13 protein-coding genes are annotated in these 14,515 nt (G+C 36.9%); 5 read left to right on the forward strand and 8 right to left on the reverse strand.

Annotated features, from left to right (window positions below):
• Window positions 1-4: 4 nt before the first annotated feature.
• The 4 genes from M1F56_RS07130 to M1F56_RS07145 are packed head-to-tail and all read right to left on the reverse strand — an operon-like array spanning window position 5 to window position 2,405.
• Window positions 5-388 (reverse strand): DUF5945 family protein, encoded by a 384-nt coding sequence (locus tag M1F56_RS07130; protein ID WP_002933294.1) that lies wholly within the window; start codon window positions 386-388, stop codon window positions 5-7.
• Complete coding sequence (locus M1F56_RS07135) at window positions 385-618, reverse strand: DUF5965 family protein (RefSeq protein ID WP_000152419.1); 234 nt, start codon at window positions 616-618, stop codon at window positions 385-387. Before M1F56_RS07135 ends, M1F56_RS07130 begins: the two co-directional genes overlap by 4 nt.
• Before the next feature lie 50 nt (window positions 619-668).
• The gene (locus M1F56_RS07140) at window positions 669-1,754 is read right to left on the reverse strand and encodes a toprim domain-containing protein (protein ID WP_037612722.1); all 1,086 of its coding nucleotides are present in this window, start codon (window positions 1,752-1,754) and stop codon (window positions 669-671) included.
• A 9-nt stretch (window positions 1,755-1,763) separates the two neighbouring features.
• Window positions 1,764-2,405, reverse strand: a complete 642-nt coding sequence (locus tag M1F56_RS07145; protein ID WP_037612723.1) for a hypothetical protein — start codon at window positions 2,403-2,405, stop codon at window positions 1,764-1,766.
• A gap of 159 nt (window positions 2,406-2,564) precedes the next feature.
• Here M1F56_RS07145 and M1F56_RS07150 point away from each other — a divergent pair, with 159 nt between their 5' ends.
• Window positions 2,565-2,762: a hypothetical protein gene (locus M1F56_RS07150; protein ID WP_002933288.1), complete on the forward strand. Its 198-nt coding sequence runs from the start codon at window positions 2,565-2,567 to the stop codon at window positions 2,760-2,762.
• Between the two features lie 13 nt (window positions 2,763-2,775).
• Here the strand turns inward: M1F56_RS07150 and M1F56_RS07155 are convergent, their stop codons facing one another.
• The 4 genes from M1F56_RS07155 to M1F56_RS07170 all read right to left on the reverse strand — a co-directional run bounded on the left by M1F56_RS07155 (window position 2,776) and on the right by M1F56_RS07170 (window position 10,121).
• Window positions 2,776-3,072, reverse strand: coding sequence for a DUF5966 family protein (locus M1F56_RS07155; RefSeq protein ID WP_020903367.1), 297 nt, complete (start codon window positions 3,070-3,072; stop codon window positions 2,776-2,778).
• 13 nt (window positions 3,073-3,085) lie between these two features.
• The gene (locus M1F56_RS07160; protein ID WP_000969643.1) at window positions 3,086-3,370 is read right to left on the reverse strand and encodes a DUF5962 family protein; all 285 of its coding nucleotides are present in this window, start codon (window positions 3,368-3,370) and stop codon (window positions 3,086-3,088) included.
• Between the two features lie 74 nt (window positions 3,371-3,444).
• Window positions 3,445-9,663 (reverse strand): DEAD/DEAH box helicase family protein, encoded by a 6,219-nt coding sequence (locus M1F56_RS07165; protein WP_247917298.1) that lies wholly within the window; start codon window positions 9,661-9,663, stop codon window positions 3,445-3,447.
• A gap of 47 nt (window positions 9,664-9,710) precedes the next feature.
• Complete coding sequence (locus M1F56_RS07170) at window positions 9,711-10,121, reverse strand: thrombospondin type 3 repeat-containing protein (RefSeq protein ID WP_247917299.1); 411 nt, start codon at window positions 10,119-10,121, stop codon at window positions 9,711-9,713.
• Between the two features lie 876 nt (window positions 10,122-10,997).
• Between M1F56_RS07170 and M1F56_RS07175 the strand changes: the two genes are divergently transcribed.
• The 4 genes from M1F56_RS07175 to mobT all read left to right on the forward strand — a co-directional run bounded on the left by M1F56_RS07175 (window position 10,998) and on the right by mobT (window position 14,511).
• Window positions 10,998-11,312 carry a YdcP family protein gene (locus M1F56_RS07175; RefSeq protein ID WP_000420682.1) on the forward strand — a complete coding sequence of 105 codons (315 nt, stop codon included), beginning with the start codon at window positions 10,998-11,000 and terminating at the stop codon, window positions 11,310-11,312.
• A gap of 15 nt (window positions 11,313-11,327) precedes the next feature.
• Entirely contained in the window at window positions 11,328-11,714 is a 387-nt protein-coding gene (locus M1F56_RS07180; protein ID WP_000985015.1) for a YdcP family protein, read from the forward strand.
• A gap of 28 nt (window positions 11,715-11,742) precedes the next feature.
• Complete coding sequence (locus M1F56_RS07185; RefSeq protein ID WP_000813488.1) at window positions 11,743-13,128, forward strand: FtsK/SpoIIIE domain-containing protein; 1,386 nt, start codon at window positions 11,743-11,745, stop codon at window positions 13,126-13,128.
• A gap of 177 nt (window positions 13,129-13,305) precedes the next feature.
• Window positions 13,306-14,511 (forward strand): MobT family relaxase, encoded by a 1,206-nt coding sequence (mobT, locus tag M1F56_RS07195; protein WP_000398284.1) that lies wholly within the window; start codon window positions 13,306-13,308, stop codon window positions 14,509-14,511.
• The last annotated feature ends 4 nt before the right edge of the window (window positions 14,512-14,515 follow it).

Genomic DNA, 14,515 nt, shown 5'->3' on the forward strand with positions numbered 1-14,515 from the left:
CTGCTTAGTGTAATTCGGAAATCGCATCATAAATGGACTGCAATTTCTTATTGTCTTTATTCTTTGTGTCGATCAACGTATGTAGCTCTTCAATTTTCTTTTGACTACTTTGAATATCACTATTGTTATCCGCAATCAATCTTTTAAGATGTTGCTGATAACTTGTAGTGATATCTGTCTCTTTTCCTGTTCTAACCTCTGTAACTTTGGGTTTAGAACTAGAATTTGATTCCGTCACAGGTGCTTGTTTTCGCTTTTGAAAAGCTGCTTCATAATTTACATCATTACCTCCTTGATGATTTCCAAATAAGGCCGCAATTTTATCTGGATCTTCTTGATTTTCTGATTTACTTTCTAATGGTTGATTAAAATTCCAATCTTTTGTCATTCACTCATTTCATCCTTTCTAAATTCAGAATCATCGAATTGTCTTTCTTTACCAAAGGCATGGTCAAGAGCTTCTTCAAAACTCATGTGACTAATGCTTTGACGCCTTTTGAACGTCGCAAACATCGCTGTCTCCAGTTGCTCTTTGTAAGCAGCGAGTTTTTCTGTCTCTCTTGCTACCTTGCTTTCTTGCCTAGTGACCTTTTCTTCTAAGCGTTCGATTATGGTCATATACGATCCTCCTTCATTCTAATATTAGCTAAAACATCTTGATTTTGTTATCACAATTCTAAACATTGAGAAGTTTGTCCTACTGGTTGATTCCCCAATTGCTCTTTTGCAGTCTCAAGCATAAATTGTAAATCTGATTTCTTTTCTCGAAGGACATCATTCCAGTCTACTTTTTCTTTCCCAGATTCATTATCAGGCAAATCCAGTAAAACAGGAAATCCTGATTGAGATAACTTATCAGAAAAATCTTTACCTGCATCATCACAATCTACCGCAAGTGTCAATAAATCAGGATGATTATCAAAATAGCTGGTGGTATCACGAATTGTATTGATTAAAGGCAATAACTTTGAAGGTATTACTGTATCCAAAAATTCTAACTTCTGATTTTCTTCAGCTATCAGTCGTAAAGTTTGATAAGCAACAACAGACTTTTTTAATCCCTCCATAGATACCAAACGAACATCAGATAGACTTTGTTGATGAAGTTCGTAATAGCTCATCAAGTCGACGAACGATTCACAAAAGACCAGTCTTTTTGGTTTACCAATGTCAAAGGATATTCCAACATGTCCATGGCTTCCTTTTAGAATCGTTTTTAACCTCTCTCTTGGGATAGAATGATTCTTATAAATCCCTTGTAGGCTTGCTGCCTGCAGTTTGTGTCGATGATCAAAGCTTTTAAAAACAATAACAGGTTCAACAGTTTCATTTGTTTTCCAACTGGCTTGTGACATCAAACCTTGTTGAATCATCTTTTGTATGATTTCTTCTGAAATTCCTCTACATTCTGTTAAATAATATCTGGCCAGACTACAGTTAGAATCTTCTATTCTCTTTAAAGGGTAATAAAATGGTCTCTCTCTTTTTTCTTGAACAGCTTCTTTTTGAAAAGGTTCTTCAGAAAGAAAGGCTAGAGCTTCTTTAAAGGATATTCCCTTAACAAGTCGAACAAAATCAATGACATCACCTTGAATATCTCTTGAAAACCATTTAAAAGTATTGGTAGTTGAAAAAATCCGAAATGAATCGTGTTCAGAATGCTCATAGACACTGTTCGAAACTTGTTTAAAGGAGATACCTAAACGATTGGCTACATCTAGAATTGAAATTCGCTTACATTCTTCTATTTCCATGCAACATCATCATTTTGTCGTAGTATTTGGCAGTGATGGAATAGATGATGATTCTTCTAAAGTTTTAGGAGTTGCCTTATCTAAATCATCTAACCCAGATTTCCAAACCTGTACTTGATTGACCAATAACTTACCTGGTAGTTTCGAATAGGACAATTTAACAGTTCTTGTTTCTGTCTGATTGGTTTTTGATTGGTTGGCATTCTTTAAATCGGATACATAGGTTACATTATAAGAGACCATGGCAATAGCTTGATTCGTAGTCTGATTGACAAAGATATCAGCTTTTTCAAAATGATAATCCAAAATATAGTCCTTATAAACTTGGTTCATGGCATCGTTTTGACTTGTCAATTCTTGAGAATAAGCTGATTCAGTCATATAAGGTTGAATACGTGTATTATTTTCTCCGAGCTTTTCTTTCGTATAGTACTGAGTCAAAAATTCTTTTACAGTATCCGATGACAAAATGCTGGCTTTATCTTCTTCTTGTTTGTCCTCTACAAGTTTAGCTGCAGCCAATTCGATTTCTTTGCGACTTTGTTTAGCAGTAGAATGTTGACCAGCAGTATATCCCATCATGAGAATAAAGCTAGTTGCAGCCACTGCTCCAACACTAATTAAGGCTTTAGTTTTGACTTTATTTAACATCTTAGACCTTCTTTCTATAAAAACTAGGTCAAGAATAACAAAAAGAACTTGTAAGTTTTATCACATCACAACGAAAGGTAATTCCTACATTTCAGGCGCAAAATCGTACAGTTCAGAGAAAAAAATCAAAACTAGATGTCTTCATCTTATAATGTAACTATGAAAAATTTAAAAGAAGAAAATTTGAGAAGAGCTCTTTCTCATATTGAACGACATAAACAAGCCATAAATACAAGTAATAATAGTAAGGATAAAAATTATCATAAATTATTGCTCCAATTTAGCTATGAAGTGTATGAAAGAATCAAGGCTAATAAAAAACCTTATCCGAATTTAGATTCAGATAAAGTTTTTTAAACATCTAACAAGTTTACATACTTTCCTTAGTTTTGGAGTTTATGAAGCGCCAACTGAATCCTAGAACCAACATCAGATTGATGAAAAGGTACACAGCCGTAAAACTAGTTAAACCATGTTGTCTGATATCATCAAAATATAAACTAGGTTCAGTAAAGAACAAATAAATTCCATAGACCTCCACGAAAATAAGAAAACTGACAAAACCAATCAGGAAAAGTCCACTGGCAATAAGAAAGAGTCTCCATAAAAGAATGAGAATTCCTCCTACTGCTAAAAAAATTACTGGGATAAGGAGTAAATCATTCATGACTTTCTCCTTTCTAGTCAATCAATTGACGATAATGGGTGGCAAGAGAGGAATCAAATTCCTCTAGCTTTTGAACTAAGTCCAAATACTCCTCTTTTTCATGCTCTTCAAAGTCAACGCCTCGATGATTCTGAAGAGAGATTTCCAATTGACTAGTGAGTTCTCGTTTAGAAAAACTGTAATCCCCCGTCACTTCCTCATAATGTTCCTTTAGCTCCTTGTAGGCTTGGTATTCTTCAGGTGTTTGAAATCCCTGTACCAAAGCCTCTTCTAATTGATAATAGGTATCTTCCATCATAATTATTACCTCGTTTCTTTCTATCTTTATTCTACCGCGCTTTTCTTTTCTTGTCCGCTATTTATATCTATTTTTTAATCTAATTCAAAAGAAAGTTGTTCTTGCTTTTCTTTTCCTTTTTCGTGGAATTGTCTTAAGGCCTGATCAATAATATCTAAATCCGTTTCTGTTTCAATCAATGGCGCGAGTACATCGTATTCGGCCTTTTTTGTTTGATAGTCTTCTTCCTTTGGAAAATTTTTCTCAATTTCTACCTCAGCAGTAGTCAATTTATCCTTTAATTCATCCAATAAGTTCTGAGTTTTCACTTGGTCCTCTTTAATGTGATCAATCGTATGCTGAAGCCTTTGAATTGTCCCCAATGGAGAATACAAATCTAAACTGACAGAATATTGATTTTCTCCTACAATCTTAACAGAGAAGGTTTCAGGAAGAGGTTGATTTGTTGGAAGACTAAGCATTTTTATTTCAAATCCTCTATAGCTTGCTAGGGTTCGGAATTCTTTGCTGTCAGCTTGATTATGACGGATAAGACGGTGTAGGGATTCCCCTGCTTCAGCTCGTTGCTCAAACGCTTGCTTACCTACCGTCATAGAAAATGCCTGGTCTTTCGACATTTCAGACTGTTGAATGTCGCCTTCATACTTGCTTAATCGTTTCTCAAGAATGGGCATATTTTCTTCACAGTAAGAGATTGTATGACGATAGTGATCCTTGCTGCGTTGAAAGGCGCGTCTTTGATTTTCTAATAGAGTTAGATCATTCTCTAGTTCCATCTTATATTTGAGATAAGGATTACCTGTTGCTAGTGCCTTAAAATCAGAAGCTGTCATAGTCTGTTCATCAATATCTTCCGCAGCACGAATCGGCTCCTTAGAAGTCATAATCTGCTTAATATAACGGAGTTTGTTCTCCTGAGTTGCCCATAGATAATTATCAAACGAACCTTTGGTAATATAGTGGTAAATATCCACTTCCTTGTTTTCATTTCCCTGTCGGATAATACGTCCATTACGTTGCTGAATGTCACTTGGTCTCCACGGTACATCCAGATGGTGAACTGCTTTCATCTTGCTCTGAACATTTAAACCTGTTCCTCCTTTTTCAGTTGAGGCAAGAAGAACCCGAACCTCTCCTGCATTAACCTTTCGAGACAAGCTATTCTTCTTTTCATCACTATTGGCATCATGTACAAAGGCAATTTCTTTACTAGGGATTCCTCTATCAACTAATAAAGCCTTAATCTCAGAATAAACATCAAAGCCATTATCTTTTTTCTTAGGTGTGCCAATATCTGAAAAAATCATCTGAGTAGCCTTATTTTCCATTCCCTCACGATAAATTCTTTCAACATTATCCACTACCTGAAGCAGTTTATGATTGTCTGCTAGACTATAACTAGAGTCCAATAAACGCATATCAATAGCTAGTTTCCGCGCCTCACCCGTAATCTTCAACATGTTATCCTGGCTCGGATCAACTGTTCCACATTTGACCATATCTGACCTCATAACTAATTCTTCTAAATAGAGTTTCTGGTTTTCAGTTAACTCACTCTCAATAGGGATAATATGAGCTTCTGGAACAGGTAAATCCAACATATCTTGTGTTTGAATGTCGGCTGTTTCTTTATAGATTTTCATCAACTCAGGTAGATTGACAAACTTTTTAAATCGTTTCTTAGGTTGGTACTTATCCCCTGTAGGAGCTAATTCCATAGAGTTTTGAATTTCTCCAAAAGCACCTACCCAAGAGTCAAAATAATCAACTTGATAGCGTTTTAAGATATCTGGTTGAATGTAGTTCATCATAGTATATAACTCACTAATAGAATTGGAAACAGGTGTTCCTGTCGCAAAGACAATGTTTTTAAAATCATGTTCTTCCTGAATCTGTCGAACCTTCATTTCCATATCCACATTCTTCTTAGACGTTGTATTGGTAATCCCTGCTACATTTCCAAGTCCAGTAATTGGACGTATATTTTTAAAGTGATGTGCTTCATCCACAAAGAGAAAATCAATTCCTAAGTTCTCAAAATCAATAAAACTATCACGATTAAAGCGTTGGAGTTCTTCCAATTGTCTCTCAAGACCACTTATTGATTGCTCTGCTTCTTTAACGGTGTACTTATTTTCAGAATGTGTTTTAATCTCTCGTAGTTCATTGAGTTTGTCCTCGATATAATTCATCTGTCTTTCCTTACTGACAGGGATTTTTTCAAATTGAGAATCCCCAATGACAATGGCATCGTAATCTCCTGTAATGATACGTGACACAAATTGTTTTCTTCTCGCCTTCACAAAATCTTTCTTAGTGGTCACAAAGACTTTTTTAGTAGGGAAAAATTTCATGATTTCTTGGCCAAACTGAGCAGACAAACTAGAGGGCACCACATACAAGGGCTTATGAACCATCCCCAACTCCTTTAATTTAAACCCAGCACCAAGCATGGTCAAGGTCTTTCCTGAACCTACCTCATGAGCTAATAAAGCTCTTTTTTCTTCTACGATTCTTTGAATAGCATTCTCTTGATGAGGACGAAGACTGATGTTTTGTGCCAAGCCATCAATGACTAGATGGCTACCATCATACTCTCGACTAACTGTTCGATTATAAAGACGATTATAGCTTTCCTCAATGACCTGTTGGACTTCTGGATACCGTGAGACAAATTCTTGAAAGAGCTCTTGTAAATGCTGCTCTTTTGCTCTTAGAACAGAGGTTTTTTCCAAATCTGTGATAGTCTTTTTCTTTTCCCCTTCCGTAACAGTCATGGTAATCGTCGGTTGGTTCGAATTAAGTAAATTCTCAAAAATCTTTCTTCCTGTATCATAACGTGACCCACTAACTCCAAGACTACTATCTTTGGCACTTGGATAGCGATAAACAAATGATGTCCTTAAATGAACCTGGCCATCGACAGGATTCACTTCAATGACTTGTTCAACATCTGGCGAAGACAATTCAAATTCACGATTGGTAAAACATTCAAAGGCAAATTTACCATAAACGGATTGAGGAATCCAACGTGACCCTATTTTGAACTCAATATCTGCCAGATGAATCCGTGGAGGGCGAACAGATTCTAACAAATCTAAAGCATGAGACCAGTCAAATTCTTGGTTGTTTTCATCTACTAATAGTTGAACTACTTCTATCTTATTGAGAATATCTCCTGACAAAAACTGGTTCTTAGAAAGATATTTTCTTTCCCCTCTTAAATAACTTTCTGGATCCATTAAAACCTGGTCACCTAACTCATCTAAAATAGCAGCTTGGCTATGTTCGGGATAAATTGATACCATATAGTCTAAATCAACTCCTCTACCATCCGATAAACTGGAGTTTAAGGCATCTAAAGCCGTTGATACTCTTGTAATCTCTCTCTCTGGTCTAACCAATGCTTTCTCAAAGGCTAAAGATTTTTTATATTTTACTTTCTGGTCTTTAGAATCGATGTATTCATCTTCTAAACTTGCTAGTAAAGAATACTTATCGTCACTATCAAATAAGTTCCGATTGACTGAGGCATTCAAGTATCCAAATTGACTTACAAAGCGGTCATAGTTATGATTGAGTTTACTAAGTAACACCTGAAATTCTGTCCGACTATAATCTTGATGACGTTGAATTTCAATTAAGGATTGATAGGTCTCTCTCAAATCAACCATGCCCTTAATGCGACTAATATCCTTATCCGATAAGGGACTTTCATAAAAGACAGTTTTTTTGAACAGTCCCTTATATTTCCCTCTTTTACTCGCTTCTTCTGACTTGTAAACATCTAGTGCTTCCTCTTCTGTCAAATGAAGTTGCACGAATCGGTCTATTTTATGTTCAGACAAAGAACTGTCCCAAGCTTTAAAATCTCCCTTCTCATCTACATAATAACTAATTTCGTCTACTTTTGAACTTTTCCGAATGCCATGCGTATCTCGGTAATAAATTTGATTTCCCTCATATCCAAAAGAATAGAGCGCTAAGTCCTCACGTATACGACTTGGGATAGAATTATCCACTTCTTCTTGGATAAAAACAGGTGCTTTCAAAGAATTGTCAATTTGTTTAGGTGCTTCCACATTCTCGAATGCTTTCATTATTTCAGTAGCTAATGTTTCTGATTCCCCCTTAACATTGAGGGTTCCTCCATTAAAATTACGTACTTCATATTCACCCAAAACTTGTGTATTGTATTTCCCATCAAAATAAGGATTGATCCAGACACGCTTATCCTCCTCAAAGGGAATAGAACCACTAAAAACAAGTTCCTCTTCATTAAGATTCTTTGCTTGATTCTTTTGAAAGAAGAGGAGATCTGTGGTCACTCGAGTACCTGCAATCTTTTTAAAAGCCGTATCCGGCAAACGAACTCCCCCTAAAAAATGAGTGTTGGTTTTAATCTCTTGTAAGACATTATCTGTCCGCTTATCCATTGTCCCGATAGATGAGATAATCGACACTTGTCCTCCGTCTCTTACTAAATCAAGTGAGTGTTTGACAAAGTAATCATGAATCATATAAGGTTTATCATAGTTTTTATCGGCAATGCGAAAATTTCCAAATGGAACATTCGTTAAGACTAAATCAAAACTATTATTTTGATAGGGAACTTCTTCAAATCCTCGCACTTCAATGTGGACATTTGGATGGAGTTGTTTTGCGATTTCGCCTGTCACACTGTCTAATTCAACCCCATAGAGTTCTGATTTATCTCGTATACTTCTAGGCATAGCCGCAAAGAAGTTCCCAGTCCCCATAGAAGGATCTAATATCCTTCCTCCCTCAAAACCATCATCCAGTAATTTTTGCCAAATCTGGCGAATAATCATTGGGTCTGTATAATAGGCTGTGAGAGAACTTTGTTTCATGGTCGAGTATTCTGATTTACTTACTAAACTCTTAAGAGTTAAACGTTCTGCTTCATACTTTGGATTGAGTTCATCGAAAAATTCATTGGCAAGACCACCCCATCCAACATACTTAGCTAGTAGTTCTTGTTCTTCTGGATTCGCTTGTCGTCCCTCTTTTTCTAATCTTTTAACAAGGTCAATTGCAGCGATATTCGTTTCAATTTTTTCTCGATTTGTCTTAGGGTAAAAGTCCTCTAAATCATCTGGAAAAATGAAATCTTGAACAGGGATATCCAACTCTTCTATACTTGAAATAAGAGTTTCTGTTTCCTTATCCTTTTCATTTTCTTCTTCCAGATAGGAAAACAAATCTATTTCCTGACTTTCACTTGATGAATCAATCTCAATCTCTGAATCTTCTTTTTCAAGTTCTACAAGAGACAATACTTGTTCAATCTCTTCCAAACTGTTCAAGTATAAGATAGGATTTTCTTCAAATAACTGGTTGGAATCATTGAATAGCTCTAGGCGAACTAAGTCATTTAACTGGGCATTTTCAATCGAAACCAACTGAAATACTTGACCTTTATAACTTACTTGTGAACCGATTGGATATTCCCTCAAAGCTTCTTCTACAATTTTATCTACTTTAGATAGGGAATGAACTTCCACATTTTCTTCTACCTGGTCAATATTATCTAAAGGTAAGACCGCTTCCTCTACTTGCTTAGATTTTTCGCTTCTAGCCTTTACATCATCAAAATGAGTAATAATCTTCAGCTTTTGTGTCAGTGGTAGTTGTTGGTAGTTTCCTTCATGATGGACAAGATCCGTAACGGTATCTAAAGTAGCCATCAATTCTGAACCCAAATAGGCTAGAACATCTCCCTCTTTTTCTTCAAAATGAATCTCAAGAACCTCTTTTTCTAGTTCTTTGGAATCAACCATTAGAAGAAATTCCTCTATATCTCTACTAATGCGGTCAGATAGATTATTCGCAACCCGATAAACATTGACTAAATTGACCTCCTGATTCTGATGACATACAAGCTCACTTAATGGTGTTAGCTTTTCTTTTTCAGATTGGATGTAAAATCGAGTGGAAAGGTTATAGGTTGCGACTTCCAGAACTAAGTTTTTCTCAAAATTACTTAATTGAGATAATTTACCTAGACCCGCTTGCCCAAAATTTCTTGTGTAACTTTCTAAATCTTGGTCATTATTTTCAGAACTGGCCTCTAGGAAAGAAACAATATCTTGATGAAACGAATAGACATGAGGTATCTCTTCTATCTTACCCTCTTCAGCCAAAAAACTCTCTACCAAGTCCTGCCATTTCTCATCAAAATGTTGCGCTTGATATCGAAGAAATAGGTCCATTTTCTCCCTATCTTTTGGAATTGTTCCACGAAACATAGCCAATAATTGCATTACTTCCATACTCGCTCCTTTCATCTATACGAAAATAGGAGAATCACATGATTCCCCTACAACTCTATCTCCATTTCAACCTCTTGAGGACTGGTTTCTAAATCACTAGACAAAAGAGAAACGGTATCTGTTCTCATGTAGTAAGTATATAAGTCTTCTAGGTCTTGTTGATTTTCAATCCCTGTTTCAATACTAATCAGAGCCTGTATAAATTCCTTGTAGTGACTCTCCATCATATCTGAAATCTTTTGTTTCATTTCCATAAATACTGAGGATGGTTCAGTTAAACTTGTTTGGTTTATGTTTTGTAAATCCTTTTCTAAGGGATTTGTTCCTTCTTCTACTTCCACTAAATCTGAACGTCCATCACCATCAGAATCTGCGCTAAGAGGATTGGTTCCTAGCGCCAATTCTTGAGCATCAGTTAGTCCATCTAGATCCGAATCACGTTGATAAATGGCTTCCATATACTTCCTTCTTTCCTAGTTAATCTTTTTTCACTCCAATCCTACCAAATATTCCTTGAAAGAAGTATCACAACAAAAAAGAGAACGAGCCAAAACTGCGTTCTCCTGAAAATGATAAAACATTACTATTAAAATAGATTACATGTAAAACTCTAATCAGGCAGAGCCTGCTAACTCATGACAGAAAAAGATGTTTAGCCTATAGTGCTGGCATTAAAAAATCGTCACACATCACGCAAGGAAATCGCTAAATAAAACAGGCTTTGACCATGTCGGGATTAATTGCAGCACATTCCAAGGATCCAGCTTTTTCTTTTTTTTATGATCGAATTTCCCAAAGAGTAAGCAAGATGAAGGCCGTCATTGCTTATGCTCATAAGATTCTCAGAATCATTTACAAACTACTTTCTGCCAAGCATACTTATCAAAAAGAGAAGGGGCTAGGACTGAGGAAACAGTTCTAACGCCAAAACTAAAAAATTTCAATTACACGCTAGTACAGGAATTGATTTTTTACGCTTTCTTACTGTTTTTTTAGAAAAAAATAGCATAAAAATCTAGTTATCCGCATAAAAACTGGACTTATCACACTTTATCAAGGTCAAAACCACTCAATTTACTACTAATTTACTACTTATGAATGAGCTTTGATACGACGATTTATCCTTGAAAAGTGAAGATATAAAGATACTTCCAATAAAATTTGAATATTTAATAGGTAGACACTTCAAAAAATGAGGTGTCTATTTTTTTACCCGATTTTGAAAGGAAGTGAACTTATGAAAACAAAAAATCAAGAATCAAAAGGTCGTTCCCCACTCTTTAAGACCATCAAACATTCATTCAGCCAATAAAAAAGAAAGGATAGGTAAAAATATGGAACTTAAATTTGTGATTCCCAACATGGAAAAAACATTCGGCAATTTAGAATTTGCTGGCGAGGATAAAGTCGTTCAGCGAAGAATCAACGGACGGCTAACTGTCTTATCAAGAAGCTATAATCTCTATTCTGATGTTCAAAGAGCAGATGATATTGTGGTGGTGCTTCCTGCTGAAGCTGGCGAAAAACATTTCGGCTTTGAGGAACGTGTGAAGTTAGTCAATCCACGTATTACCGCAGAGGGCTACAAAATCGGCACTCGTGGTTTTACAAATTACCTTTTACATGCTGACGACATGATAAAAGAATAAAGAAAGAGAGGAAAAATGATGAGATTAGCAAATGGCATTGTATTAGATAAAGACACGACTTTTGGAGAATTGAAATTCTCTGCTCTACGTCGTGAAGTGAGAATCCAAAATGAAGACGGGTCGGTTTCAGATGAAATCAAGGAACGTACCTATGACTTAAAATCCAAAGGACAAGGACGCATGATTCAAGTAAGTATTCCTGCCAGCGTGCCTTTGAAAGAGTTTGATTATAACGCACGGGTGGAACTTATCAATCCCATTGCGGACACCGTTGCTACTGCCACCTATCAAGGAGCAGATGTTGACTGGTATATCAAGGCAGACGATATTGTGCTGACAAAGGATTCTAGTTCATTCAAAGCTCAACCACAAGCAAAGAAAGAACCGACACAAGACAAATAGTCGCTAGGTAGAAAGGAGACTTTTTCGCATGAAACAGCGTGGTAAAAGGATTCGCCCATCTGGTAAAGATTTAGTCTTTCATTTTACGATAGCGTCACTCCTGCCTGTTTTCCTGCTGGTTGTCGGACTGTTTCATGTGAAGACAATCCAGCAGATCAACTGGCAGGATTTTAACCTATCACAAGCAGATAAGATTGACATTCCCTATTTAATTATCAGTTTCAGTGTCGCAATTCTTATCTGCTTGCTGGTAGCGTTTGTATTCAAACGGGTTCGCTATGATACGGTTAAACAACTTTACCACCGTCAAAAACTGGCAAAGATGATACTTGAAAACAAGTGGTATGAATCTGAACAGGTCAAAACAGAGGGTTTCTTTAAAGATAGTGCTGGTCGTACAAAGGAAAAGATAACCTACTTCCCTAAAATGTATTATCGACTTAAAAATGGCTTGATACAGATACGGGTGGAAATCACGCTGGGAAAATATCAAGACCAACTCTTACACTTGGAAAAGAAATTAGAGAGTGGCTTGTACTGTGAGCTGACGGATAAAGAGTTAAAGGATTCCTATGTGGAATATACTTTGCTCTATGACACCATAGCCAGTCGTATTTCTATTGATGAAGTAGAAGCTAAAGATGGTAAACTTCGCTTAATGAAAAACGTATGGTGGGAATATGATAAGCTCCCTCATATGTTGATTGCTGGTGGTACAGGTGGCGGTAAAACTTACTTTATACTGACACTGATTGAAGCCTTGCTTCATACAGATTCAAAACTGTATATTCTTGACCCGAAAAATGCTGACCTTGCGGACTTAGGTTCTGTGATGGCAAATGTCTACTATAGAAAAGAAGACTTGCTTTCTTGCATTGAAACATTCTATGAAGAAATGATGAAACGTAGTGAGGAAATGAAGCAGATGAAGAACTATAAGACTGGCAAAAATTATGCTTACTTAGGTCTCCCGGCACACTTCTTAATCTTTGATGAATACGTCGCTTTCATGGAAATGCTGGGAACAAAAGAAAACACCGCAGTTATGAATAAGCTGAAACAGATTGTCATGTTAGGTCGTCAAGCTGGCTTCTTTCTAATACTGGCTTGTCAACGTCCAGACGCAAAATATTTAGGCGACGGAATCCGTGATCAGTTTAATTTCAGAGTGGCTTTAGGTCGTATGTCTGAAATGGGCTATGGCATGATGTTTGGCAGTGACGTACAAAAGGATTTCTTCTTAAAGCGAATCAAAGGTCGTGGCTATGTTGATGTAGGAACAAGTGTCATATCAGAGTTTTATACTCCCCTTGTACCAAAAGGATATGATTTCTTGGAGGAAATTAAAAAGTTATCCAACAGCAGACAGTCCACGCAGGCGACGTGCGAAGCGGAAGTCGCAGGTGTGGACTGATCTTGCTGGCTGGTGTGGCAATAGCCACGCCAGCACTTAACCCCCCGTATCTAACAGGGGGGTACAAATCGACAGGAAACAGTCAAAAAAACATTAGAAAATCCTTTGGTTACAAGGGATTTACAAAATTTCAGCGTATGTCAAATGGGCTTTAAAAGTTGACATACGCCTTTTTGATTGGAGGGATTTTTACTGAATGAACAAACTTGGTTACAGCATTTAAAAGAAAAACGCTTGGCTTATGGACTATCTCAAAACCGTTTAGCTGTTGCGACTGGTATTACAAGGCAGTATCTAAGCGATATTGAAACAGGAAAAGTCAAGCCATCAGAGGATTTACAGCAGTCCCTTTGGGAAGCTCTGGAACGCTTCAATCCCGACGCTCCCCTTGAAATGCTGTTTGATTATGTAAGGATTCGCTTTCCGACAACAGACGTACAGCAGGTGGTCGAAAACATCTTACAACTGAAACTGTCCTATTTTCTTCATGAGGACTATGGTTTCTATTCTTATTCAGAGCATTATGCTTTAGGCGACATATTCGTCCTTTGCTCCCATGAACTGGACAAAGGAGTTCTGGTGGAATTGAAAGGTCGTGGGTGCAGACAATTTGAAAGCTATCTTCTGGCACAACAAAGAAGCTGGTATGAGTTCTTTATGGACGTTTTGGTGGCTGGCGGTGTGATGAAACGCCTTGACCTTGCCATTAACGATAAGACAGGGATTTTGAATATCCCTGTACTCACTGAAAAGTGCCAACAGGAAGAATGTATCTCCGTCTTCCGCAGTTTTAAAAGCTATCGCAGTGGCGAACTGGTACGCAAAGAGGAAAAGGAATGTATGGGAAACACCCTCTATATCGGTTCATTACAAAGTGAAGTTTATTTCTGTATCTATGAAAAGGACTACGAGCAGTACAAGAAAAATGATATTCCCATTGAAGACGCAGAAGTAAAAAACCGTTTTGAGATTCGATTGAAAAATGAGCGTGCCTATTATGCAGTCCGTGATTTACTCGTCTATGACAATCCAGAGCATACCGCCTTTAAAATTATCAATCGGTATATCCGTTTTGTAGATAAAGACGATTCCAAACCTCGTTCTGATTGGAAACTGAATGAAGAATGGGCTTGGTTTATTGGGAACAATCGTGAACGATTAAAACTAACCACAAAACCAGAGCCTTACTCCTTCCAAAGGACGCTGAACTGGCTATCTCATCAAGTTGCCCCGACCTTAAAGGTTGCGATTAAACTTGATGAAATCAACCAGACGCAGGTTGTAAAAGACATTCTCGACCATGCGAAACTGACAGACCGACACAAGCAGATTTTGAAGCAACAGTCAGTAAAAGAACAGGACGTGATAACAACAAAAAAATAACTCA

Origin of the sequence: Streptococcus oralis (genome assembly GCF_023109005.1) — a bacterium.
Classification (GTDB): domain Bacteria; phylum Bacillota; class Bacilli; order Lactobacillales; family Streptococcaceae; genus Streptococcus; species Streptococcus oralis_BU.